General features: G+C 64.0%; 24 protein-coding genes and 1 pseudogene. 18 read left to right on the forward strand and 7 right to left on the reverse strand.

Annotation, left to right across the window (positions count from 1 at the left end):
• The first annotated feature begins 131 nt into the window (after window positions 1–131).
• The 4 genes and pseudogenes from FPZ08_RS01795 to FPZ08_RS01810 all read left to right on the forward strand — a co-directional run bounded on the left by FPZ08_RS01795 (window position 132) and on the right by FPZ08_RS01810 (window position 5,834).
• Window positions 132–1,490 carry a dihydroorotase gene (locus tag FPZ08_RS01795; RefSeq protein ID WP_146288400.1) on the forward strand — a complete coding sequence of 453 codons (1,359 nt, stop codon included), beginning with the start codon at window positions 132–134 and terminating at the stop codon, window positions 1,488–1,490.
• A gap of 151 nt (window positions 1,491–1,641) precedes the next feature.
• Window positions 1,642–2,895, forward strand: coding sequence for a Zn-dependent hydrolase (locus tag FPZ08_RS01800; RefSeq protein WP_146288401.1), 1,254 nt, complete (start codon window positions 1,642–1,644; stop codon window positions 2,893–2,895).
• Complete coding sequence (locus tag FPZ08_RS01805) at window positions 2,895–4,028, forward strand: thiohydantoin desulfurase (RefSeq protein WP_146288402.1); 1,134 nt, start codon at window positions 2,895–2,897, stop codon at window positions 4,026–4,028. The genes FPZ08_RS01800 and FPZ08_RS01805 overlap by 1 nt, the downstream gene beginning before the upstream one ends.
• Window positions 4,029–4,172: 144 nt before the next feature.
• Window positions 4,173–5,834: pseudogene (locus FPZ08_RS01810) on the forward strand (urocanate hydratase).
• A 170-nt stretch (window positions 5,835–6,004) separates the two neighbouring features.
• Here FPZ08_RS01810 and FPZ08_RS01815 read toward each other — a convergent pair.
• From FPZ08_RS01815 to FPZ08_RS01825, 3 genes are all read right to left on the reverse strand, one after another.
• Window positions 6,005–6,550: a response regulator gene (locus tag FPZ08_RS01815; RefSeq protein WP_186767164.1), complete on the reverse strand. Its 546-nt coding sequence runs from the start codon at window positions 6,548–6,550 to the stop codon at window positions 6,005–6,007.
• A gap of 277 nt (window positions 6,551–6,827) precedes the next feature.
• Window positions 6,828–7,436 (reverse strand): superoxide dismutase, encoded by a 609-nt coding sequence (locus FPZ08_RS01820; RefSeq protein WP_146288404.1) that lies wholly within the window; start codon window positions 7,434–7,436, stop codon window positions 6,828–6,830.
• Between the two features lie 72 nt (window positions 7,437–7,508).
• The gene (locus tag FPZ08_RS01825; protein WP_146288405.1) at window positions 7,509–9,605 is read right to left on the reverse strand and encodes a S9 family peptidase; all 2,097 of its coding nucleotides are present in this window, start codon (window positions 9,603–9,605) and stop codon (window positions 7,509–7,511) included.
• 404 nt (window positions 9,606–10,009) lie between these two features.
• On the opposite strand from FPZ08_RS01825, the gene mbhE reads away from it, so the two are divergent.
• The 12 genes from mbhE (at window position 10,010) to FPZ08_RS01880 (ending at window position 18,579) form a co-directional block, all read left to right on the forward strand.
• Window positions 10,010–12,397 carry a hydrogen gas-evolving membrane-bound hydrogenase subunit E gene (gene mbhE / locus FPZ08_RS01830; RefSeq protein WP_146288406.1) on the forward strand — a complete coding sequence of 796 codons (2,388 nt, stop codon included), beginning with the start codon at window positions 10,010–10,012 and terminating at the stop codon, window positions 12,395–12,397.
• Window positions 12,394–12,819 carry an MnhB domain-containing protein gene (locus tag FPZ08_RS01835; protein WP_146288407.1) on the forward strand — a complete coding sequence of 142 codons (426 nt, stop codon included), beginning with the start codon at window positions 12,394–12,396 and terminating at the stop codon, window positions 12,817–12,819. Before mbhE ends, FPZ08_RS01835 begins: the two co-directional genes overlap by 4 nt.
• Window positions 12,819–13,196 carry a Na+/H+ antiporter subunit C gene (locus tag FPZ08_RS01840; RefSeq protein ID WP_146288408.1) on the forward strand — a complete coding sequence of 126 codons (378 nt, stop codon included), beginning with the start codon at window positions 12,819–12,821 and terminating at the stop codon, window positions 13,194–13,196. Before FPZ08_RS01835 ends, FPZ08_RS01840 begins: the two co-directional genes overlap by 1 nt.
• Window position 13,197: 1 nt before the next feature.
• Window positions 13,198–13,773 carry a proton-conducting transporter membrane subunit gene (locus FPZ08_RS22230; protein WP_246132775.1) on the forward strand — a complete coding sequence of 192 codons (576 nt, stop codon included), beginning with the start codon at window positions 13,198–13,200 and terminating at the stop codon, window positions 13,771–13,773.
• A gap of 38 nt (window positions 13,774–13,811) precedes the next feature.
• Window positions 13,812–14,756 carry a proton-conducting transporter transmembrane domain-containing protein gene (locus tag FPZ08_RS01845; RefSeq protein WP_246132776.1) on the forward strand — a complete coding sequence of 315 codons (945 nt, stop codon included), beginning with the start codon at window positions 13,812–13,814 and terminating at the stop codon, window positions 14,754–14,756.
• Window positions 14,753–15,232 (forward strand): Na+/H+ antiporter subunit E, encoded by a 480-nt coding sequence (locus tag FPZ08_RS01850; protein ID WP_146288410.1) that lies wholly within the window; start codon window positions 14,753–14,755, stop codon window positions 15,230–15,232. Before FPZ08_RS01845 ends, FPZ08_RS01850 begins: the two co-directional genes overlap by 4 nt.
• Window positions 15,229–15,525, forward strand: coding sequence for a cation:proton antiporter (locus FPZ08_RS01855; RefSeq protein WP_146288411.1), 297 nt, complete (start codon window positions 15,229–15,231; stop codon window positions 15,523–15,525). Before FPZ08_RS01850 ends, FPZ08_RS01855 begins: the two co-directional genes overlap by 4 nt.
• Window positions 15,522–15,875 (forward strand): monovalent cation/H(+) antiporter subunit G, encoded by a 354-nt coding sequence (mnhG, locus tag FPZ08_RS01860; RefSeq protein ID WP_146288412.1) that lies wholly within the window; start codon window positions 15,522–15,524, stop codon window positions 15,873–15,875. The genes FPZ08_RS01855 and mnhG overlap by 4 nt, the downstream gene beginning before the upstream one ends.
• 129 nt (window positions 15,876–16,004) lie before the next feature.
• Window positions 16,005–16,427, forward strand: a complete 423-nt coding sequence (locus FPZ08_RS01865; protein ID WP_146288413.1) for a Ros/MucR family transcriptional regulator — start codon at window positions 16,005–16,007, stop codon at window positions 16,425–16,427.
• A 170-nt stretch (window positions 16,428–16,597) separates the two neighbouring features.
• Entirely contained in the window at window positions 16,598–16,972 is a 375-nt protein-coding gene (locus tag FPZ08_RS01870; protein WP_246132777.1) for a helix-turn-helix domain-containing protein, read from the forward strand.
• Window positions 16,965–17,459, forward strand: coding sequence for a DUF6456 domain-containing protein (locus FPZ08_RS01875; protein WP_146288414.1), 495 nt, complete (start codon window positions 16,965–16,967; stop codon window positions 17,457–17,459). The genes FPZ08_RS01870 and FPZ08_RS01875 overlap by 8 nt, the downstream gene beginning before the upstream one ends.
• A gap of 52 nt (window positions 17,460–17,511) precedes the next feature.
• On the forward strand, window positions 17,512–18,579 hold the full coding sequence (locus FPZ08_RS01880) for an acyltransferase family protein (protein ID WP_186767166.1): 1,068 nt from the start codon (window positions 17,512–17,514) through the stop codon (window positions 18,577–18,579).
• A 96-nt stretch (window positions 18,580–18,675) separates the two neighbouring features.
• Here the strand turns inward: FPZ08_RS01880 and FPZ08_RS01885 are convergent, their stop codons facing one another.
• The 4 genes from FPZ08_RS01885 to FPZ08_RS01900 form a co-directional block, all read right to left on the reverse strand.
• Window positions 18,676–19,101, reverse strand: coding sequence for a SufE family protein (locus FPZ08_RS01885; RefSeq protein WP_146288416.1), 426 nt, complete (start codon window positions 19,099–19,101; stop codon window positions 18,676–18,678).
• Window positions 19,102–19,170: 69 nt separating this feature from the next.
• Complete coding sequence (locus tag FPZ08_RS01890) at window positions 19,171–19,509, reverse strand: hypothetical protein (RefSeq protein ID WP_146288417.1); 339 nt, start codon at window positions 19,507–19,509, stop codon at window positions 19,171–19,173.
• Window positions 19,510–19,608: 99 nt separating this feature from the next.
• Window positions 19,609–19,818 (reverse strand): cold-shock protein, encoded by a 210-nt coding sequence (locus FPZ08_RS01895; protein WP_056227426.1) that lies wholly within the window; start codon window positions 19,816–19,818, stop codon window positions 19,609–19,611.
• Between the two features lie 139 nt (window positions 19,819–19,957).
• Window positions 19,958–20,434 (reverse strand): hypothetical protein, encoded by a 477-nt coding sequence (locus FPZ08_RS01900; protein WP_146288418.1) that lies wholly within the window; start codon window positions 20,432–20,434, stop codon window positions 19,958–19,960.
• A gap of 334 nt (window positions 20,435–20,768) precedes the next feature.
• Here FPZ08_RS01900 and FPZ08_RS01905 point away from each other — a divergent pair, with 334 nt between their 5' ends.
• Together FPZ08_RS01905 and FPZ08_RS01910 are read left to right on the forward strand one after the other, a co-directional pair.
• Entirely contained in the window at window positions 20,769–22,586 is a 1,818-nt protein-coding gene (locus FPZ08_RS01905) for a sensor histidine kinase (protein WP_146288419.1), read from the forward strand.
• Window positions 22,583–23,686 carry a peptidoglycan-binding domain-containing protein gene (locus FPZ08_RS01910; RefSeq protein ID WP_146288420.1) on the forward strand — a complete coding sequence of 368 codons (1,104 nt, stop codon included), beginning with the start codon at window positions 22,583–22,585 and terminating at the stop codon, window positions 23,684–23,686. Before FPZ08_RS01905 ends, FPZ08_RS01910 begins: the two co-directional genes overlap by 4 nt.
• Window positions 23,687–23,690: the final 4 nt, after the last annotated feature.

Raw genomic sequence — 23,690 nt, forward strand, 5'->3', positions numbered from 1 at the left:
GTGAAGAACTCGCACCTCACCATGAGGTCTCCCGGAATACCGCGCTCGCAGTAGCCCTCATGGTGAGGCGCGAGCGCAGCGACCCTCGAACCACGAGGGCGTGGCAGGACAGTCGTCGGGGGAACTGAAAAATGTCCGATTTCGATCTCGTCCTGTCCGGCACCGTGGTGCTGCCCGATCTGGTGGTGGAGAACGGCTATGTGGCCGTGCGCGATGGCAAGGTCGTGCATGTGGGGGAGGGCATTGCGCCCCATGCGCATGAGCGGCATGAACTGGGCAATGCGCTGATCCTGCCGGGGGCCATCGATGCGCAGACCCATTCGCTGAGCCAGAAGGACCAGGAGGATTTCATCTGGTCGACGCGCTCGGCGGCGGCCGGCGGCGTCACCACCATTGTCGACATGCCTTATGATGAGGGGAATCTGGTGTGTTCCGCCGAGGCGGTGCGCAAGAAAGTGGCGCATGCCGAGCCGCAAGCGCGGGTGGATTTCGCGCTTTATGGCACGATCAACCCTGAAGAGGGCGCCAGCCGGATTGCCGAGCAGGACGAGGCGGGTGTCGCGGCGTTCAAGTTTTCCACTTTTGGAACGGACCCGGTGCGCTTTCCGCGCATTCCGCCGGCTCTGCTGGAGGAATGCTTTGCCGCCGTGGCCAAGACCGGGCTGACGGCCGGCGTGCATAACGAGGACGACGAAATGGTCCGTGCCGCCATGGCCAAGGTGAAGGCGGCTGGCATTACCGACTATCGGGCGCATGCGCTGAGCCGGCCGCCGCTGACCGAATTGCTGGCCTCGTTGCAGATTTATGAGACCGGGGCGCAGACGGGGTGCCCGGCGCATGTGGTGCATTGTTCGCTGGGGCGCGGCTACGAGATCGCGCTGAGCTATCGCGAGCAGGGCTATGCCGCCACCATCGAGGCCTGCATTCACTACCTCACGTTGGACGAGGAGAACGACGTCGCGCGGCTGGGCGGCAAGGCCAAGATCAATCCGCCGATCCGGCCGCGGGCCGAGGTGGAAAAGCTGTGGGAGCATGTGCGGGCGGGCAATGTGTCGCTGGTTTCGACCGACCATGTGAGTTGGTCGGAAAACCGCAAGACCAATCCCGACATGCTGGCCAATGCGTCCGGCGTGCCGGGGCTGGAAGTCATGGTGCCGCTTTTCGTCATGGGGGCGTTGAAGCGGGGAATTTCGCTGACCTGGGCGGCCAAGCTGATGGCGGAAAATCCGGCGCGGCATTTCCGGCTCGACCATGCCAAGGGCGCGCTGACGCCGGGGCGGGACGCCGATATCGCGGTGTTGTTTCCCCGGTCCATGCGCTACGACGCGGCGGCGAGCGGGCACAATGTGGTGGGCTGGTCGCCGTATAACGGGATCGAACTGCCCTGGACTGTGGGGTTGACCTATCTGCGTGGGCGGCAGGTGTTCGACGGGACCAATGTGGCGCAGCCGGGGACGGGGCGGTTTGTGCGGCCGGGGGTGAAGCACTGATGCTTGGTGCCCAAAATACCCCCACCCTCATTCCCTCCCCACAAGGGGGAGGGAAGCCCGGCCGGTGCGATGCTGACATTGTGCCACGGAGCGATCCCCCATCGTCTCCCTCCCCCTTGTGGGGAGGGATCAAGGGTGGGGGTATCTCGCCATGATCCCCAATTCCCCCATAAGCACCAATCGGATCTCGTCCGATATCGATGCGCTGGCCCTTATCACTGAGCCGGGGCGGCCTTACACGCGGCGGGCGTTTACGCCGTTGTTTCTCGAAGGCCGCAAGTGGCTGGAACAGGCCATGCGCGAGGCCGGGGCGGTGACACGGGTGGATGCGGCGGGGAACCTGGTGGGGACCATTCCGGGCAAAAGGCCGGAGCTGGGCACGATCATGCTGGGCTCGCATTCCGATACCGTGCCCGATGGCGGGCGGTTCGATGGCATTGCCGGAGTGGTGGTGGCGCTGGAAGTAGCGCGGGCTTTGCGCGACCAGGGCGTGGTGCTGGAGCATACGCTCGAAGTGGTGGATTTCCTGGCCGAGGAAGTGTCCATTTTCGGCGTGTCCTGCATCGGTAGCCGCGGCATGAGCGGTACGCGGCCGGCCGAATGGCTGGCGCGGGAAAGCGATGGGCTAACGCTGGAGCAGGGGATTGCGCAGGTGGGCGGCGACGTGCGCCTGCCGGCGCAGCGCGACGACATCAAGGCGTTTCTTGAACTGCATATCGAGCAGGGGCCGGTGCTGCAGGATCAGCAACTCGATGTGGGCGTGGTGACGGCAATAGCCGGGATCACGCGGATCGAGATTATCGTGGACGGACGGGCCGACCATGCGGGGACGACGCCGATGGGGTCGCGCAAGGATGCGCTGACCACGGCGGCGTGGATTGCGCTGGGCGTCGAGGAATTGGGCAAGGCCCTGGCCAGTGGCGCGGCGCATTTTGCCGCCACTGTGGGCGAATTCGAGATGTCGCCCAATGCGGCCAATGTGGTGCCGGCGCGGGTGCGCATGCTGATCGATGCGCGGGCGGAACTGCGCGACGACATGGAGCGGTTCGTCGACGAACTCGACAAGGGCGTGGCCGCGATTGCCGAGAAGACCGGCGTGACCGTGTCGGAGCCGCGCATTGTGTCTGACAATCCACCGACGCCCTGCGATGCCGGGCTGCTCGATGTGCTTGATGCGGCCTGCGACAGCGCGGGCGCAAGGCATCGGCGCATGGCGTCGGGGGCGGGGCATGACACGGCGTGGATGGCACGGATTACCAGGGCGGCGATGATCTTCGTGCCCTGCAAGGATGGGCGTAGCCATTCGGCGGATGAATTCGCCACGACGGAAGATATCGCGCTGGGCGCGGCTGTGCTGCTGGACGCCGTGCGGGCGCTGGATGTGAAATTGCAGGAGACTGGATAATGGGGCGCATTCTCACCGAAAAGGATGTGGAGGCGGCTGTGCGCGGCGGCTCTGTCTATGCGGCGGGCGGTGGCGGCTGGGCCGACCATGGCCGCATGCTGGGCACGGCGGCGGTGCGCATCGGCCAGCCGGAACTGGTTGATATAGAGGAACTGGACGCGGATGACTGGGTGGCGACGGCGGCCGCCATCGGCGCCCCGGCTTCGACCACGCCCTGGGAAATGCGCGGGGTGGATTACATCAAGGCCGTGCAATTGTTGCAGGACGCGCTGGGCGAGAAGCTGAGCGGGCTGATGATCGGGCAGAATGGCAAGTCATCGACGCTGAATGGCTGGCTGCCGGCGGCCGCTTTGGGGCTCAAGGTGGTGGATGCGGTGGGCGATATTCGCGCGCATCCGACGGGCGATATGGGGTCCATCGGCATGGCTGGGTCGCCCGAGCAGATGATCCAGACGGCGGTGGGCGGCAATCGGGAAGAGAACCGCTATATCGAACTGGTGACGCGCGGGGCGACGGCGAAGGTGTCGCCCATTTTGCGCACGGCGGCGGATATGTCGGGCGGGTTTATTGCCTCGTGCCGCAATCCGCTGCGGGCGAGCTATGTGAAGCAGCATGCGGCTCTGGGCGGAATTTCGCTGGCGCTGAAGCTCGGCGAGGCGATGATCGCGGCCGAGGGCAAGGGGCCGGGCAAGATGATCGACGCCATCGTGGAGACGACGGGCGGGGTGATCCTGACCAAGGGCTACATCACGGATATCGACGTGACCTATACCAAGGAGGCGTTCGATATCGGCCGCATCACCGTGGGCGAGGGCGATAATGCGACCACGCTGCATGTGATGAACGAATATATGGCGGTGGAGGATGCCGGCGGCACAAGGCTGGCGACTTTTCCCGATGTGCTGACCACGCTGGATGCGGCGGGGCAGGCGCTGTCGGTGGGGCAACTGGGGCGTGGCATGTATGTGTTTGTGCTGCATGTTCCCAAGACGGGGATTCCCCTGAGTTCGAGTGTGCTGGATCCGGCGGTTTATCCATTTGTCGAGGAGCGGATGGGGATTGAGCTGGCGAAATATGCGCTGGAGAGCGTGACGCAAGAAGCTGGCCCATCCACGGTGTCACCCCGGCCTTGAGCCGGGGCCTATCCTGAGATCGACCCGCGGCCGCAAGGTCGATCAGTCAAACACCTTGCGGCAAAACAGAAATCTCAAGATGGATCCCGGCTCAAGGCCGGGATGACATCGAGTGTTTTGTGCCTCCGGAGAAGGAGCCTAAAAATGCCCACACCCAATCCCCGCCACCCCAACTTCCCCCATCCCCGGCGGGCCCGAGCTCCGCGCGAAAGGCTGGCGGCAGGAGGCGCTTTGCGGCTGCTGGAGAATGTGCTGGCGGTGGGGGAGAATCCGGACGAGCTGGTAGTCTATGCGGCGCTGGGCAAGGCGGCACGGAACTGGGCGGCGCATAAGGGGATCGTGGAAGCGCTGTTGGATATGGATGAGGACCAGACGTTGGTGATCCAGTCGGGTAAGCCGATCGGGCTGCTGAAGACGCATGCCAAGGCGCCGCTGGTGATCATGGCCAATTGCAACATTGTCGGGCAATGGGCGAAGGCCGAGGTGTTTTATGAGCTGGAGAAAAAGGGGCTGATCTGTTGGGGCGGGCTGACGGCCGGGGCGTGGCAGTATATCGGCTCACAGGGGGTCATTCAGGGTACGTATGAGATTTTCATGCGCATTGCCGAGAACCGCTTCGGTGGCTCGCTGGCGGGGCGGTTCATCCTGACGGCGGGGCTGGGCGGCATGGGCGGGGCGCAGCCGCTGGCCGGGCGCATGGCGGGGGCGGCGATATTGTGTGTCGACATCGATGCCGAACGCGCAAGAAAGCGGCAGGATGTGGGGTATCTGGAGGAGATTGCGCCGGACCTCGATACGGCTTTAGCGATGATCGACAAGGCAGTGGCGGAGAAGCGGGCGACGTCCATCGGGCTGGTGGGCAATGCGGCGGAGATTTATCCCGAGATTGCTAGGCGCGGCATCGTGCCCGACATTGTGACCGACCAGACTTCGGCGCATGATCTTGTTTATGGCTATGTGCCCAAGGGGATGAGCCTCGATGAGGTGAAGCGCCTGCGGGTCGAGGGGCCGGGGCAGTTGATGGCGGCGAGCCGGGCATCGATCGTCGATCATGTGCGGGCCATGCTGGCTTTCCAGCAGGCGGGCAGCGAGGTGTTCGACAATGGCAATCTGATCCGCACCCATGCCAAGGCGGGTGGGGTGGAGAATGCCTTCGATATCAAGATTTTCACCGAGGCGTATCTGCGGCCGCTGTTTGCGCGGGCGATCGGGCCGTTCCGCTGGATGGCGCTGTCGGGCGACCCTGAGGATATCAGGAAGATCGACGACAAATTGCTGGAGATGTTTCCGGACAACCGGATCGTCACCAACTGGATTTCCCTGGCGCGGCAGCATGTGCCGTTTGAGGGGCTGCCGGCTCGGATTGCCTGGCTGGGGCATGGCGAGCGGTCGGCTTTGGCGCGGGCGGTGAATGCTATGGTGGCCGATGGGACCCTGGCCGGGCCGGTGGCGTTCAGCCGCGACCATCTCGATGCCGGGGCCATGGCGCATCCCAATATCATGACCGAGCGGATGAAGGACGGGTCGGACGCCATTGCCGATTGGCCGATCCTCGATGCGATGCTGCTGTGCTCGTCCATGGCAGACCTGGTGGTGGTCCATTCGGGCGGCGGGGGCTATGCGGGCTATATGACGTCAGCGGGGGTGACGGTGGTGGCCGACGGCACGCCGGGGGGCGATGAGCGGCTGGAGCATGCGCTGACCAATGACACGGCGCTGGGCGTGATGCGTTATGCCGATGCGGGGTATGACGAGAGTTTCGAGGAGATTGCGGCCAAGGGGATTGGGCATATCGCGGTGGGGTGAGGGGTTCAGTGCTTGTGGCTTACCCCCACCCTCACTCCCTCCCCACAAGGGGGAGGGAAGCCTGCTCCGTGGCTAAACCATCATTGGAACACTGACGCGGCCCATGCGCCTCCCTCCCCTTGATGGGGAGGGATTGAGGGTGGGGTGGGGCCATAGGCGCTATTCTGCGATTAGCCCTCGAGCCCCGGATGCCTTGGTTTGCGGCGGTCGGGAAACAGCGGGATGACGTTGTCGGTCGCCCGTCTTGTTGGCACGGGATACGGCTTGGGCAGGGGCGCGCGGTTGCGGCGGTCGGGGCCGCGATAGCCTCCGAGGACGCCGACGACGCTGCGGGTGCGCAGGCGGGCCTGGATGCGCTGCAGCAGGTGGCGCGGCGACATCGGCTTGATGATGACTTCGTCGATCCCGGCACTAATGGCCTGGTGGCGCATGGGCGGGGTGATGGTGCGGGTGAGCGCGATGACCGGCACGTCCTGGCTGATCAGGTCATTGTTGAGACGGATCGATTCGACCATTTCATAGGCCGGGCGGCCGTCGCGATCGAAATCGCAGACCAGCATATCGAGCGGGGCGATGCGCATATAGGCGATGAGCTCGATATCGCTTTCGAACTGGCGCACCTTGAGGTGCGAGTCGCCGGCCACCACCATCGCCAGGAGCGACGACAGCGCAGTATTGGCCGCAATAATGGCAACGACCTTGGTCGGCTCTGACACTGACATCCCCCGGATAGTAAATGAAGCGTTACCATGGGGAAATGTCGGGAAGAAGAGGCCGGTTCCCGAAATGGATAATGGCTGGGGGAAAATACCGATGCGGGTATGAAAAAGCCCGCCGGAGGGCGGGCTTGGATGGAGTCCTTGTGGGTACCCCCTCCTAGCCTCCCCCTGATAGGGGGAGGAACAGATCGGGGATTTGGCACTATGTTGCCCCACCCACTGCGCAGCTCCTCCCCCTATCAGGGGGAGGTTGGGAGGGGATATCCGCCAGAAACTAAGCCGTGGCTTCGTCGAACATCAGCTCGACATGGTCCCAGTTCACCAGGTTGTCGAACCAGGCTTCGAGATATTTCGGGCGGGCATTGCGGTAGTCGATGTAATAGGAGTGCTCCCACACATCGACGCCCAGGATCGGGTGGCCGCCATGGACCAGCGGCGACTCGCCGTTCGGGGTCTTGGTGACTTCGAGCTTGCCGTTCTTGACGGACAGCCAGGCCCAGCCGGAACCGAACTGGGTTGTGCCGGCATTGATGAAATCGGCGCGGAACTTGTCGAAGCCGCCCAGGTCGGAGTCGATGGCTGCAGCCAGCTTGCCGGGCAGCTTGTTGCCGCCGCCATTGGGCTTCATCCAGTTCCAGAAGTGCACGTGGTTGTAGTGCTGGCCGGCATTGTTGAAGAGGCCGGCATTCTTGCCGTAGCTCTCCTTGACGATGTCCTCGAGCGGCAGGATTTCCAGCCCCGAGCCTTCCAGCAGCTTTTCGCCATTGGTCACGTAAGCCTGGTGGTGCTTGTCGTGATGGAATTCGAGCGTTTCCTTGGACATGTAGGGGCCAAGCGCATCATAGGCGTAGGGCAGGGGCGGCAGGGTGAACTTCGTGGACATTATGGCCTCCGATTTTGGGATAGACGCTGAGGATAGCGGCCTTGGTATAGGCCGTTTCGATAGTGGCAACAATCAGTTGGAACCGAACGTTCCTTCCAATCCGACCGCATTGAGCGCAAAGGCATAACACTCGGCGGTTTCCTTGAGGCGGTCGAACCGCCCCGAGGCGCCGCCATGGCCGGCCCCCATATTGGTCTTGAGGTATAATGGTGCATTGCCGGTCTTGGTTGCGCGCAGCTTTGCCACCCATTTGGCCGGTTCCCAATAGGTGACGCGCGGATCGGTCAGCCCGGCCAGCGCGAAGATGGGCGGATAGGCTTGTGGCCCGACCTGCTCATAGGGCGCGTAGGCGGCGATGCGGGCATAATCCTCGGCCGAGGCGAGGGGATTGCCCCATTCGGGCCATTCGGGCGGGGTGAGCGGCAGGGTCTCGTCGAGCATGGTGTTGAGCACGTCGACGAAGGGCACTTGGGCGATGATGCCGCCCCAGAGATCGGGGCGCAGATTGGCGATGGCGCCCATCAGCATGCCGCCGGCCGAACCGCCCTGCGCCACGATGCGGCCCTTTGATGTGTAGCCCTTGTCGATCAGCATTTCGGCCGCGGCGATGAAATCGGTGAAGGTATTGGTCTTGTGCTCGCGGCGGCCCTCTACATACCAGCGATAGCCTTTCTCCATACCGCCGCGAATATGGGCGGTGGCATGGACGAAGCCGCGATCGACCAGTGAGAGGGCGGAGATGGAGAAGGCCGAGGGCATGGACATGCCATAGGCACCGTAGCCGTAGAGCAGGGCGGGCGCGGAGCCATCGAGTTTGGTGCCCTTGCGGTAGAGCACGGTGACGGGGACCTGCTCGCCGTCAGGGGCGGTGGCGAAGAGGCGGCGGGTCTCGTAATCATCGGGGTTGTGACCGGAGGGCACTTCCTGCTCCTTGAGCAGGGTGCGGATGCCGGTTTCGAGATCCATGTCATAGGTGCGCGACGGGGTGGTCGGCGAGGAATAGGTGAGGCGGAACACCGAGGTGTCGAATTCGTAGCCGACCGACATGCCGAGGGAATAGGCTTCCTCGTCGAACCTGACGGTTTCTTCCTTGCCGCTGCGCAGGTCGCGCACGACGATGCGCGGCAGGCCCTCGAAGCGTTCCAGCCGCAGCAGGTGGTTGCGGATGACAATCGTGTCGAGGATCAGCACGCCCTGCTGGTGCGGGATGAGGTCGGTCCAGTTCTCGGCGCCGGAATTGTCCACCGGGGCGGTGACGAGCTTGAAGTCCTCGGCGCCATCGGCATTGGTGCGGATGTAGAGGACGCCGTCGCGCTCATCGATATCGTATTCGCGGTCGGTAAGGCGCGGGGCGACGAGGCGGGGGGTGCCGCCGAGTTCGGCATCAATCAGCCAGCATTCCGAGGTCTGGTGATCGTGGGCATCGATGACGATGAACTTGTCGGAAAGGGTGCGGCCGACGCCGACGAAGAAGCCGGGGTCTTTCTCTTCGAAGATGATGGGATCGCTGGCCTGATCCGTGCCGATAGTGTGCAGGCGGATGCGGTAGGGCCGGTGGTTGTCGTCATATTCGGTGTAGTAGATCGCCTTGGAATCGTTGCTCCAGACATAGGAGCCGGCGGTTTGCTCGATGACTTCGGCACTGTCCTTGCCGGTATCGAGGTCGCGGATGACGATGTCATAATATTCCGAGCCGGCGCGGTCGGCGGCCCAGGCGAGATAGCGGTGGCTGCGATCGTGCTCGGCCCCGGCAAAGCCGAAATAGGCGTCGCCGGCTTCCACGTTGCAATCGAGCAGAATGGTTTCGGGGCCGCCATCGCGGGCGGTGCGGACGATGAGGGGATACTGCTTGCCCTCGAGCATGCGCGAATTATAGGCGAAGGGGCCGTCGGGCGAGGCGATGCCGCTATCGTCCTCTTTGATGCGGCCGCGGATTTCCTTGTAGATCGTGTCCTGCAGCGCCTTGGTGCGCGTGCCGAATTCGGCCTCGTAGAAGGCGTTTTCGGCTTCGAGATAGGCGCGGATATCGGGGGCCAGCGTCTCGGGCTTCTGCATCACCTCCTGCCAATTGTCCGCGCGCAGCCAGTGATAGGGATCGTCGCGCTGGATATTGTGGAAGGTCACTTTATGCGACTTCCTGGCGGCGACGGGGGCGGTGGGCTTGGTCATGGCAGGTTCCGTAGAGGCGGGGCTATTCACATAGGACTGTGGGGCGGGGATGGGAAGGGGGGCGTGTTCTCGGCGTTGCTTCTGCTTCCGTGGCTCCCGTCACCCCACCCTCGGTCCCTCCCCATCGAGGGGAGGGAGGCGCATGGGCGATGTCAGTGGTCCAAGTATTGTCTCACGCGCTGCACGGCTTCCCTCCCCCTTGTGGGGAGGGATTGAGGGTGGGGGTAAGCCACGAGCTCAAACTCAAGGCCTTTGCGTAGGAATGGGTATGGCCTGCGTCCTTCGTTGGACAACTGCCTGCGCGGGGCCGTTTTGACTTGTCGCGGGGGGATCATTCGATATGGTCTTGCCGCAAGCCGGCCCACAGAGTCGGTTCCCGGGAGTATTGGCGGTTGGGGCTGGGTATGGATGCAAGCATAGCGCTGGTGGCGATAGCGCCATTTGTCGCCGCTTTGCTGGCGCCACTCGTTCACCGGGTCGCCAAACCTTTCGCCGGCTGGGTGCTGGCACTGGTGCCGGGCGGAATATTCCTGTTTCTGCTGATGCTGATCGAAAAGGTGGTATCCGGCGGGGCCATATCGGTGCGCATTGGCTGGGTGCCGGCCTATGATCTCGACCTGTCCTTCCTGGTCGACGGGCTGAGCCTCACCTTCGCGCTGACCATTTCGGGCATCGGCACGCTGATCGTGCTCTATTCCGGCGCCTATCTGAAAGGCCATCCGCATCTCGGGCGGTTCCTTGGCTTCCTGCTGGCCTTTATGGGGGCGATGCTGGGGCTGGTGCTGGCCGATAGCATGCTGGCCTTGTTCATGTTCTGGGAGCTGACTTCGGTCACCTCCTTCCTGCTGATCGGCTTCGATCATACGCGGCAGGCGGCGCGCCGGGGCGCTATCCAGGCATTGGTCATTACCAATATCGGCGGCATGGCGCTGCTGATCGGCGCGATTCTGGTGCATTGGCTCACCGGCCATTGGGAGATGAGCGCGCTGGGCGACGAGGTGCGCAACAGCGGGCTTTACGGGCTGGTGCTGACGGCTTTCATCGCGGCTGCCTTCACCAAATCGGCGCAGGTGCCACTGCATTTCTGGCTGCCCAATGCGATGGAAGCGCCGACGCCGGTTTCGGCATTCCTGCATTCGGCGACCATGGTGCAGGGCGGCGTGTATCTTTTGGCGCGCACCACGCCCTGGCTCGGCGGCACCGAGGCCTGGACGCTGATCCTGGTCTGCTTCGGCGGCGCGACCCTGCTCTGGGGTGGGCTGGGCGCGCTCAGACAGACCGACCTCAAGCAGATGCTGGCGCAGACGACACTGGCTTCGCTGGGGCTGTCGGTGCTGCTGATCGGGCTGGGGACGGAAGCGGCCATTGCGGCCATGGTGCTCTATTTCGTGGCGCATGCCTTCTACAAGGCGGGGCTGTTCATGGTGGTCGGCGCCGTGGACCATGAGGCGGGCACGCGCGACATCACCATTCTGGGCGGGCTGGCCGACCGCATGCCGCTGACCTTTATCGGCGCGGCCCTGGCGAGCCTGGCCATGATCGGCCTGCCGCTGACCCTGGGCTATTTCGCCAAGGAAGAAATGTATCTCGGCCTGTTGAGCGGGCAATGGCGCGACATCGCGGTGCTGGTCGTGCTGCTGGCGGGCAATGGCCTGCTGGCGGGCGTGGCCATGCTGGTGCTGGTGCGGCCTTTCCTCGGGCCGGTGCTGCCGACGCCGAAACTGGCGCATGAGGCGCCCATTGCCATGCTGGCCGGCCCGCTGGTGCTGGGCGCTGCCAGCATCGTTGCCGCTGTGAGCACCGACTGGCTGGGGCGGACCCTGCTCGAGCCGGGCGCGGGCGCCATTCTCGGGAAGGCGGTGACCAGCCACCTGACGCTCGCCATCAATCCGGCCAGCCCCATTTTCTGGCTGTCCATCGCCACCTGGGCTTTGGGCTATCTGGTCTATCGGCAGGCCGCCACGCTGCGCACGCTGCTGCGGCGCTTCGAGGCCGGGCTGGGCTGGACCGCCGATACCGTGTTCGACGCCGTCATGTTCGGGCTGATCCGTTTTTCGGGTGCGCTGACCCGGCTGCTGCATCACGGCCGGCTGGAAATCTACCTGGTGACGGTGTTTGCCGGGCTGGCGCTGGCGCTGATCGTGCCGCTGGTGGCGCTCAATGGTTATGACGTGCTGCTGCCGACCGCCGAGCTGGGCAATTGGGCGGCCAAGCTGAGCTGGCCGCAATTGCAGCCCTATGAATGGGGCGTGATCGCGCTGGCGCTGGTCGGGCTGGGCGCCGTGCTGATGGCGAATAACCGGCTGGTGGCCATTCTGGCGCTGGGCATACAGGGCACGTCGGTGGCGCTGATCTTCCTGCTGTTCGGTGCGCCGGACCTGGCCTTCACCCAGTTTATGGTGGAAGTGCTGTCGGTGGTGATCCTGGCGCTGGTGATGACGCGGCTGCGGCTGGACGAGCGCGACCAGCGGCCGTTCGAGGACCTAGCGCGCGACGGCACGCTGGCGCTGGTCTGCGGCGTCGGGGTGAGCCTGCTGCTGATGGTGGTGCTGTCGGGCGTGCTCGATACGCGGCTGTCGGACCTGTTTACCGCTACCAGCGTGCCGATCGCCCACGGGCACAATATCGTCAACGTCATCCTCGTCGACTATCGCGGCTTTGATACGCTGGGCGAGATTTCCGTGGTCATGGCGGCCGGCATCGCCATCATGGCTTTGCTGCGCAGCCGGGCGAAGCCGGCGGTGCCAAAACCCAAGCCGGCGCCACGTCGGCGCAGGAAGGCGGCGGCATGAACACGATCATCTTCCGCACTATCGCGCCGCTGATCGTGGCGATCATGCTGATCTTTTCGGTCTATGTCTGCCTGCGCGGCCATAACGAGCCGGGCGGCGGCTTTATCGGCGGGCTGATTGCCGCCTCTTCCATCGCCATTCTCGGCATGGCCAATGGCGCGGCGGAGACGCGGCGGGCCCTGCGCATCGATCCGCTGGCCATTGCCGGCTTCGGCGTGTTCATTGCCGGGTTTTCGGGCCTGCTGTCGCTGTTCACCGGCTCGCCCTTCATGACCAGCATCTGGCTCTATCTCGAACTGGGGCAGACCACGGTGCCGCTTTCGACGCCGATGGTGTTCGATATCGGGGTCTATTTCGTGGTCTTCGGCACGATCGCAGCCGTGGCGTTGGCGCTCGAAGGCGACGGCGAGGAGGAGCGCTGATGGATTATGTGCTCGCCGCGCTGGTCGGATGTTTCGTGGCGCTCGGCGTCTATCTGCTGCTGTCGCGCTCGGTGATCCGCATGCTGCTGGGCATGACCATTTTCGGCAATGGCGTGAACCTGCTGATCTTCACCGCCGGGCGGCTGACGCGCGAAGTCGCGCCCATCGTGCCGGCGGGGCTCGAGCAGCCGGCCGGTCCCATTGCCAATCCGCTGCCGCAGGCGCTGATCCTCACCGCCATCGTCATCGGCTTTGCCATGTTCAGCTTTCTGCTGGTGCTGGCCTTCCGCGCCTATCAGAGCCTCGATGCCGACAATACCGACACGATGCGCGTGGCCGAGCCGGTCAACGAGCCCAACCCGCCGCTGAGTTACTGACATGGTGGAAATGGTGCTGCCCGCAGCAATGATCGAGACCATGACATCAGCTGCCGACTGGGTGGTGGTGCTGCCGCTGGTGCTGTGCCTGATGGGCGCTGCCGCGACGCTGATGCTGCGCCGGTCGGGTGCCCTGACCTTCGTTTTCACCCTGCTGATCCTGGTCGCCGTCATCGCCTGCGAGGTGACGCTGCTGCTGCGCGTGCTCGATAGCGGCCCGTTGAGCATGACAATGGGCAAATGGCTGCCGCCCTTCGGCATCAGCTTTGCCGCCGACATTTTCGGCGCCGGTTTTGCGCTGACTTCGGCGGTGGTGACGCTGATCGTGCTTATTCATGCGCAGGGCGAACGTGGCGCCGAGGACGGTCGCGACGGCTTCCACTCCATGGTGCTGTTACTGTTGGCCGGCGTCACCGGCTCCTTCCTCACCGGCGACCTGTTCAACCTCTATGTGTGGTTCGAGGTGATGCTGATCGCCTCGTTCGGCCTGCTCGTGCTAGGCGGGCGGCCGGCGCAGCTCGATGGCGCGGTGAAGTATGGCTTCATCAATTTCCTCGCCACCACGTTTTCCTGCTAGCGCTGGGCCTGCTCTATGGCCTGCTCGGCACGCTCAACATGGCCGACATCATGCGGGTGGCGCCTGAGGCCAATCCGGCAGCCATGGCGGGCGTGGCGGCCTTGCTGCTGCTGGCTTTCGGCATGAAGGCGGCGGCTTTTCCCGTCAATGCCTGGCTGCCGGCTTCGTATCATACGCCGCCGGCCGTGGTGTCGGCGCTGTTTGGCGGGCTGCTGACCAAGGTGGGTATCTACGCCATGTTGCGGGCGCTGGTGGTGCTGCTGCCTGCCAGCCGCGATCTGCTCGAGCCGGTGTTGGTGGTGATCGCGGTGGCAACGCTGCTAATCGCACCGCTGGGCGCCATTGCCGAAACCAACCTGCGCCGCGCCATCGGCTTCTTCGTCATCGGGGGCGTTGGCTCGGTGCTGGTCGGCATTGCCCTGCCATCGCTGGCCGGGGTGAGCGGGGCAGGGCTCTATGTGTTCCACGCCATCCTGACCATGACGGCCTTTTATCTGGTCGCCGGGCTGGTCGAGCGGCGGACGGGGCAGAGTGATACACGGCGCATGGGCGGGCTTTATGCCACGACGGCGCCGGTTTCGATCCTGTTCTTCGTGCTGGTGCTGGCGACGGCCGGTGTGCCGCCCTTCCTCGGCTTCTGGCCTAAGCTGCTGCTGCTGCAGGCGGGGCTGGGTGAAGGCAGTTGGCTGGGCGGGCTGGTGGCGATCGCGCTGCTGGTCAATGCGGTGCTGACGCTGATTGCCGGCTCGCGGCTTTGGGCGCATATTTTCTGGCGGCCGGCACCAGAGGGCGCAGCCACGCCAGCATCGGCCTCGGTTGCGACCTGGCTCCGCGTCGGCACGGCCGGCGTATTGGTGGGTATCGTGGTTGCGGTGGGCCTGTGGCCCAACGCCATGTTCGAGGTCTTGCGCCTCGGCGCGCCGGATATGCTCGACCCGTCCCGCTATGTCGCCGCCATCGGTCTTGCAGGAGGCACGCCATGAATCCGGCCATGACTGTCGTCGTGCTGGCTCTCGTCTGGGCCGCCATTACCGGCACGTTCAGCGGGCTCAACCTGCTGCTGGGTGGCGCCATCGGCAGTGTCGCCGTGCTGCTGCTGCGCAACAGTCTCGGCCCGGCGCGCCGTTTCCGGCAGTTGCGCAATGCGGCGTCGCTGGCCGTGCTGTTTCTCTATGAACTTGGGGCGAGCGCGGTGCGGGTGGCCATCGTAGTGCTGACGCCGGACATGAAAGCGGCCATCAAGCCGGCCATCATCGCCTTTCCGCTGAGCGTGAAATCGGATGCCGAGATTACCCTATTGGCCAATCTCATCACCCTGACGCCGGGCACGCTGAGCGTCGATGTGAGCGAGGATCGCAGCCTGCTCTATGTGCATGCGCTGAATTTCGGCACCCGCGAGGCGCTGATCGCCGATATTGCCGGCGGCTTCGAGGCCAAGGTGCGGGAGGTCTATTCATGAGCCCGGCCGATGTGCTGTCCGTCGTCACACTGATCGCCCTGGTGATGCTGGGGCTGGCTTTGCTCATCTCGGTGGTCCGCATCATCATCGGCCCCACCCTGGGCGACCGGGTGCTGGCACTGGACCTGATGACGGTCATCGCCATGGGCTTTGTCGGCACCATCGCCATCCGCACCGGACTGATGCTGTACCTCGATATCGCCATCGCCCTGGCGCTGCTGGGCTTTCTCGCCACGGTGGCCTTCGCGCGCTACATCCTGTCCCGCGCGGCTAGCAGGGGGGATGCGCCATGATCGAGGCCATCGCCATTTATGCCGGCTGCGTGCTGCTGTTGCTGGGGGCGCTGTTCAGCCTGATCGCTGCCATCGGCGTGGTCCGGCTGCCCGATCTCTATACTCGCATGCACGCCGCTTCCAAGGCCGGAGCGGTGGGTGGCGGGCTCGTCCTGCTGGCGGTGGCTTTACTGTGTTTCGATGTCGGCGTGGGTGTGCGGGCAATAATCGGCTTTGTATTCCTTTTGCTCACCACGCCTGTCTCGGCCCATCTCCTAGCAAGAGCAAGTTATAGAACCACTGATCAATTACATATGAAAATGGTAGTTGATGAGCTCAAGTCTAAAAGTGGCCCCAATTCTGCCGCATGAGCGGCCCTATTTGTAACATGTTGATTATGGTATATCGGGTTGCGGCCGACAATAAACAGTCATAGGAATGAATCATGGCTGTGACTGCCCCTCGTCGTGGCCTAACAATAATAAATGGAAGGTTGAAATATGAGTGACACCGCCGGCGCGGCGACCGGTTACGAGCACGACCTGATCGAGCTCAGTACCGATATCGTCTCAGCCTATGTGAGCCACAACTCCGTCAACGTGACTGATCTGCCCAAGCTGATCACTGACGTCCATGGGGCCCTGCGTGCTCTGCAGACTAACGAGGTCCAGGTTCCTGTCGAGGAACTCAAGCCTGCCGTGCCTGTTCGCAAGTCCGTTGCTGCCGACTACATCATCTGCCTCGAAGACGGCAAGAAGTTCAAGTCGCTGAAGCGTCACCTGCGCACCCATTACAATCTCTCGCCGGAAGAATACCGCGAGAAATGGGGCCTGCCCGCCGACTACCCGATGGTTGCCCCCAGCTATTCGGCAACGCGTTCCAAGCTGGCCAAGGATAATGGCCTGGGTCGCAAGGCCGCCTGACGCAAATCCCCCCGCTAAGAGACGTCGCGTCCATCCGGACCCCGGCGACAACGACGTTCAAACGGTCGCCCCACGGGGCGGCCGTTTGAATTTGTACGGGACTTATCCCCGTAGGCTTTACTCGTTGCAGTATGTAGGAATAAATTCCTTGTTTGCGATGAGGCCTACCGATGTACGACTCTCTCTCACCCATGCATACCACGGTTTCCGGCGCCTGGCGGAGCAGGGCGCAATGTGGCTGTGATGCGGTGATAACTTTGGTGGCGCGGCGGAAAAACGTGCCGATCCGCCTGCTTACTCACAAAAGCCGCAGCCGCCTGCCGGTCGCGCGGGCGCGGCAGTTGGCCATGTATCTCTCTCATATCGTGCTCGGGCGCAGCCTGCTGGAAATCGCCGAAGCCTTCGGGCGCGATAGGACAACGGTCTCATATGCCTGCGCCGTCATCGAGGACATGCGCGACGATCCGCGTTTTGATGAGGAGGTGACCGCGCTCGAGCAGCAGATCGAGGCCGATATGGCCGGGGAGGCCGTGCATCATGGCTAAGACCCGCGATGACGACGTGCTGGCGCGGCTGGCCGCGCGTGACGCTGCCGGCTCGGCCTTTCTCGCCCCGCATCAACTGGCGGCGGCCGAGCGGCTCGAGCAGTTGATCCGCCGCGCCCAGCTCGCCCCGCGCGTGACCATGTCCTACAACCCGGCCAGTGTTGGCGGGGCACGGGCGGGCAATAGCGTGGAAACCGCCTCGCAGGGCGCAGCCGATGCGCGGCTGCGGCTCAGCCGGCTGGCCGGCATGCTGCCCACCGATTGCTGGGGCGTGCTGTTCGATATCTGCGGGCTGGGCAAGGGCCTGCAACTGATCGAAACCGAGCGGCGCTGGCCCCGGCGCAGCGCCAAGCTGGTACTGCGCATCGGCCTCGACCAGCTAGCGCAGCAATTCGGCCTGTCGGCCCATGCGACCGGCACGGGGCGTGGCACTGTCGATGGCTGGCTGGAGGCGCGCCTGCCGCTGATTGCTGAGGCGGAGTCTTAACTACATCTTGAACGGTAATAACCGGCCGGGCCGCGGCATGGTAGAAATGGGCATGCGGCAAAAGTTCGTCACCATCCAATACCTGCGCGGGTTCGCGGCCATGCTGGTGCTGGCCTCGCACGCGCTGCTCTATCCCCTGGTGGACGAGCATCTCGGCTATAGCCGGCTGGGCTGGCTCGGGGTCATCCTGTTCTTCGTGATATCAGGCTTTATCATGGTCGCGGTGACCGGAGAGGGGCGGTTTTCAGCTTCCGCTTTCCTGCGCCGCCGCTTCATCCGGGTCGTGCCGATGTATTGGGGCGCCACCCTGCTGGCCGCGGCGCTGGCTTTGCTGGCGCCGCAGGTCTTCAAGACCACGGTCTACGATACCGGCCAGCTCGTGCTGTCGCTGCTCTTCGTGCCCTTCTACAATCCGGTGAGCCACGGCATTCATCCGCTCTATAAGCTGGGATGGACGCTGAATTACGAAGTCTTCTTCTATGTCTGCTTCGCGCTGCTGGCTTTTCTGGGCGCGCAGTCGCGTGTCGTCTGGCTGACCATCGCCTTTACCGTCCTGGCTGTGCTGGGTGCATTGTTGCAGCCCGGACCGGCCATTGCCCAATTCTATACCAGCTTCATGCCGCTGGCCTTCTGCGCCGGCGCCTGGCTGGGGCTGGCGACTTTGCGCGGACGGCTGGGCACATTATCGCGCTGGGTGATCGGCCTGGCGCTGGTGCTGGGACTGGCGGGGCTGGTGGAGGGGTTCGTCTTCGACCAGGGCATCATGGAAGACGGCTTCGCCTTTATCGGCTTCGTCACCTTCGCCTCAGCGCTGGTGCTGCTGGCCGTGCATTTCGAGCCGCGCCTGCCGCGCGTGGCCCTGTTCGAGCATATCGGGGACGCGTCCTACTCGATCTATCTCGTGCATATCTATGAAGTGGCCATTCTGGCCGGGCTCGCCTTCCGGCTGCTGGACCCCGCCGACCTGTGGGCGGACTATTTCGTCGCTGGTGTGTCGATCATCGGCGGCACGCTGGCCGGCATATTGCTCTGTCGCTACGTCGAACAGCCGGTCCTGCGCTTCTGCAGCGGCCTGTTCAGCGGCAGCCGGCCCAAAGTGGCGCCTGCACCGGCCGAATAGATCGTTCAGTCATCCTGAGCATGTCGAAGGACGAGGTCGTGGCACCGTCTCGCCACGCCCTCGTGGTTCGACAGGCTCACCATGAGGGCTGCTGAATTAGCTCAGCGCCTTGCCTTCGGCCCGGATGCGATTGACCATGGCTACCAGGCCATTGGAGCGTTGCATGCCCAGATGCTCGCTCAGACCGACCTTCCTGAACCAGTCGATGGCATCGGTTTCAGCGATCTCGGCGGCCGGTCGGCCCGAATAGAGCGCGATGAGGACGGCCACCAGACCCTTGGTGATGATGGCATCGGACTGGCCACGGAAGGTCATGATGGCAGATCCGCCCGAACGGTCGACGCTGGACACCAGCCAGACATTGGACACACAGCCCTTGACCTTGTTTTCGGCAGTCTTGTCGGTCTCGGGCATGTCAGGCAGCGCCTGGCCGAGCTCGATGACGTAATTCAGCCGATCCTCCCAGTCGTCGAGGAAGGAGAGGTTTTCGGCAATGTCCTGGAAGGCTTGGGGCTCGCTCATGGTCGAGTATCTAGTCAAAGCCGCGCGGCATTACCAGAGCCGCCTTGTCGGCGGCTCCGGTGGGAATTGTCAGGCCATGACGGCCTGGCGCCCGGCCGCGGCGTAGGCTGGCGTAGGGCTGTTGCCGTGATAGCGGCGCGGGCGGCGGGTCCGGTCCCGCTTGCTGTCGCGCTTGCGCGGCAGGGGAAAGGCGGGGCTGTGGTAAAGGGCGACGAGGTCATCGCGCGTGAAAGTCGCGCCGCCAACCTCGAGCATGGCGCCATGCAGGCTCACCGGCGCAGCCTCTTCGAGCGCGAAACGGATGGCCTGGGCGGCAGTGGCAAAAGTGCGGCTACCCTGCGCCATGGCAGTGTGCCGGTCGCTGCCGAGATAAAGCTCGGCGCGAGCGTGGTAGTCTTGAAATGTCATTATTGTCTCTATGGCCCGGGCCAAGCCGCAGGGCCTTGTCTATGCCTCGGCAATGCCGGAGGCGGCATCCGAGCCCCCGGTGGGGGGCTCGGAGCAGTCTTACTTTACGAGCGTCAGGTTCGTCGCCGAAATCTTGCCGTCACGGCCATTTTCGAGCTCATAGGTGACCTTGTCACCTTCATAGAGCCCGGCAAGGCCGGAACGTTCGACGGCCGACACATGGACGAAAGCGTCCTTGCTGCCGTCTTCGGGCGAGATGAAGCCGAAGCCCTTGGTGGAATTGAAGAATTTTACGGTGCCGGTAATCATGGCTTTATCTTTCAGGTCGTGCCCCGGCCATAGGCCAGACAGCATCATTGCTGCCCGACACATGCCGGGCAGGTCTAAACGCTCTCAAAAACAGGGGGTGTGACCAAACCGGCGAGCCGGGATCAGATAGCCATGTAGCTCAAACGTATGGGCAACATATAGGCGCACATGGTGCCGATAGCAAGGCAATGGTGTTTGGCAGGAAAAAGCCCCAAGCACGGGGCAGCGTGCTTGGGGCCAAGGCCAGGGTTCGCTGGAGTGCGTCGCTTGGGGAAGTGACGCGAGCCCTGGGGTCTACTGTCGGGGGCTTGCGGCTCCCCGTTATCCCGCCCAGTCCGGCCGGGGCCGAGGTATGGGGGGCCAGAACAGCTGTCGGCGACTCATGCATGGGTGAACCGACGGACGGGGGAGACTGCAGCGCCGCGGCAATGACGGCCTTGCCGCCGGCGCACTGGAAACTGTCGCATTCGATAGCCTGGATCTGTTCGGCAATGACCTGCTGGCCCGCCGCCATGGCCTGTGCGGACATGGCCTGGGCATCGACGAAATCGACGCCGGGCTTGATCACCATATAGGCGACAGTCAGCCAGAAAACGGAACGAACGAGCAGAAACATTGCTTCTTTCCAGGGCTTTGGCAGGGCCTTCGCGGCCTGCATCACAAACACTAGAACGGCCGTCTTAAGCGCCGCTGGGACATTTCGATAAAATTTTAGACAAATGCGTCCCATCGTTTTGCTGGAGGGCAACGCCTTGTTTACGCTAACCCGAGAAAGGACCGCGCCGGAGCACTTGGACGTCTCTGCGGGCGGCAGGATTTAAGCTCGCCTTTAGCTCTTGGCCGGCAGGGTAGCGGCAACGAGACCTGAGCCATTCAGGCGTAACCGGTGCCTCCGGAAAACCTGTGGTTTCCAAGGGCATCCATGACTGCTGGCGTCGTGATAGTGAGTAATGCGTATGCGTAGCCTGTTCTCTTTCGGCGCAAGCGAAGAGATGTCCCTGGCCGTTGCCGGCACCGGCCACCGCCCGGAAATGCTGCGCCGCAAGACGCTGGCCAACAATGCCCGCATTCTGATTCTGCTGAGCGCCCTGGCCATGCCGTTCGCGGTCTATGGCCTGGTGACCGGCACCGCTTTTCCCTTTGCCGTCGCCGTGCTCGGCCTGGCCGGCGGCATGATCACGCTGGCGCTGCATCAGCGCCGGCTGTTCGAGGAAGCCGCGGCCGGGCAGGTCTGCATTCTGCTGGCGCTTGGCTGCATGCTGACCCTGGCCGATCCGCGCCTGGGCGATGCGGGTCTCGCCATTGCGGCCATCGCGCCGATTCTGGCTTCGCTGGTGGGGCGTGGCCAGTTGCGGCGCCAGAGCTGGGTGCTGCTGGTGGGCGTGGTCGGGCTGGCCGGGATCAGTGCTGCCTTCGCGGTGCCGGCGATTCCGGTGGGAGCGGGGGCGCTGATGGCCACGGCCATCGTGGCCTTCGTGACCAGTGTCGGAATTGTTGCGCATACCGCCAACCGCATCAACGCGGCCTATGAAGTCTATGACAAGGCGCAGATGACCGCCTATCGCCACCTGATCGAGCATGTGCAGGATGGCGTGATGCGCTTTTCCAGCGATGGCGAAATCCTGCTGGCGTCGCGCTCGTCCGAGCAGCTGTTCGGCTGCCGCCGCTATGAATTGTCGGGCGGGGGCTTGGGCGAGCGCCTGCATGTGCTCGATCGCCCCGCCTATCTGACCGCCTTTGCCGATGCCAACCAGGGCGGCAAGTCGCGGGTGATCGAGGTGCGGATGCGCCAGGACGATCCGCGCGCCATGAGCAGCGTGCCGCGCTTCATCTGGGTCGAGATCAGCTTTTCGCCGGTGCAGGACGCCGACAATGCCGGCCTGCGGCATGAAGTCGTGGCTTTGTTCCGCGACATTACCAGCCGCAAGGACAATGAACTGGCCATGGCCGAAGCGCGCCGCACGGCCGAGGAAGCCTCGGAGGCCAAGTCGCGCTTCCTGGCGACGATCGGGCACGAATTGCGCACGCCGCTCAATGCGGTGGTCGGGTTCTCCGAAATGATGAGCAGCGGCATCGGGGGCGAGCTGTCGACCACCCATCGTGAATATGCCGGCCTGATCCACCAGAGCGGCAAGCACCTGCTCGAAGTGGTGCGCATGCTGCTCGACATGTCCAAGATCGAGGCCGGCAAGTTCGAATTGCAGACCGAGCCCTTCGTGGTCGAGGACATGATCGAGCCTTGCCTCAGCATGGTCGAAGCTATGGCGACCAAGCAGCAGGTGACGCTGGTGACCGATATCGCCAGCCCGCTGCCGGCTTTGGTCGCCGACGAGCGCGCCTGCCGGCAGATCCTGCTGAACCTGTTGTCCAACGCCATCAAGTTCAGCCATCCCGGCGGGCAGGTGACGATCAGCCTCAAGCGGCAGGGCCAGAGCCTCAATCTTTCGGTCAGCGACCACGGCGTCGGCATGGCCCCTGAATCACTGACCCGAATCGGGGAACCCTTCTTCCAGGTGCAGGACGGATTGTCGCGCCGCTATGAGGGGACGGGCCTTGGCCTGTCCATCGTCAAGGGCCTGGTCGACCTGCATGAGGGCACTTTGCGGGCTATGTCCGAAATTGGGTCAGGGACAACGGTAACTGTTTTGCTGCCTATAAACGGTCCGGCAATAAAGACCGACGAAACTGCCGTCGTCACTCCTCTCCGCAAAGAGCCAGCCGCCGCTCCTGTTCATCCATGGCAAGACGAAAAAAGAAAAGCGCAATGACGGCAACCACTTTCACTCGCCTGCCTCTGCTGGCGGGCTCCGCTGTTGCAACCTCGCTGGGCCGGGCCGGCCTGTGGACCATGTCGCGCTATATGCGCGCACCGCTGGCCTCGACGGGCATGCTGGCGCTGGTCACCATGACCGCCCTGGCAGCGAGCAACGCCCTCTATTTCCAGACTGCGCGGCACCCCGCGCCGCTTTTCGCGCCGGCCATGGATGTGCCGGTGCCAGAACCGGTCGCGGCCCCCGAGCCCATGCCCGCGCCAGCGCGCGAGACGGCGGTCGTCACCGCGCCGGTGACGCAGGAAACCACCGGCAGCGTCGCGGCGCCCGCGCCGGTGATTCCCAATGCGCCTGTCGGCAATAGCGATGCCTTTGCCGTGCAGAAGAAGCTGACCGAACTCGGCCTGTTCAATGGCACGGTCGATGGCTTCTACGGGCCGATGACGGCCACGGCGATTCGCGCCTTCGAGCAGCGCAACGGCATGACGCCGACCGGCGCGATGACGCCTGCGGTGATCGACGCGATTCTTCGTGCCGATGCGGCGGGCAGGGTGCCCGTGGCCCAGGTTGCACCAGTGGTGCAGCAGGCGGCTATCGTGCAGCCCGCGCCGCAGGTGGTCCAGCCGCAGCCAGTGGCGCAGCCCGACCGGGTCGTGGCGCGCCTGCCGGACCTGTCGCCGGTCGACCAGGCGGTCGATACGATCGGCAATGCCGCGGCGCAGACCATCGATTCCATCGTGGCCGCCATCGACGATGGCCGCACCACGCCGGCCGCTCCGGCGGTAAAGCCCATTCCGGCCCTGCCGCTGGCGGCGGTATCCCAGCCCCAGCAGATGCCGGCGCCGGTCCAGGTGGCTTCGCTTGAAGCCATGGCCCCACCCGCAGCGGTGGCACCGGCCAATAATGTGCAGCTGGTCAGCCAGATCCAGACGGGGCTGGCGAGCCTGGGCTTCTATCATGGCTCGATCGATGGCCATCCTGGCGACGCCACGGCCAAGGCCATCCGCGAATTCGAGAATTTTCACAGCTACCGGGTGACCGGGCAGGTCAATCCTGATCTGGTTGGCCTGTTGCGGCAGGCCGGGGCGGCGATCTAAGCTC

It is taken from the genome of Devosia ginsengisoli, assembly GCF_007859655.1.
Classification (GTDB): Bacteria; Pseudomonadota; Alphaproteobacteria; order Rhizobiales; family Devosiaceae; genus Devosia; species Devosia ginsengisoli.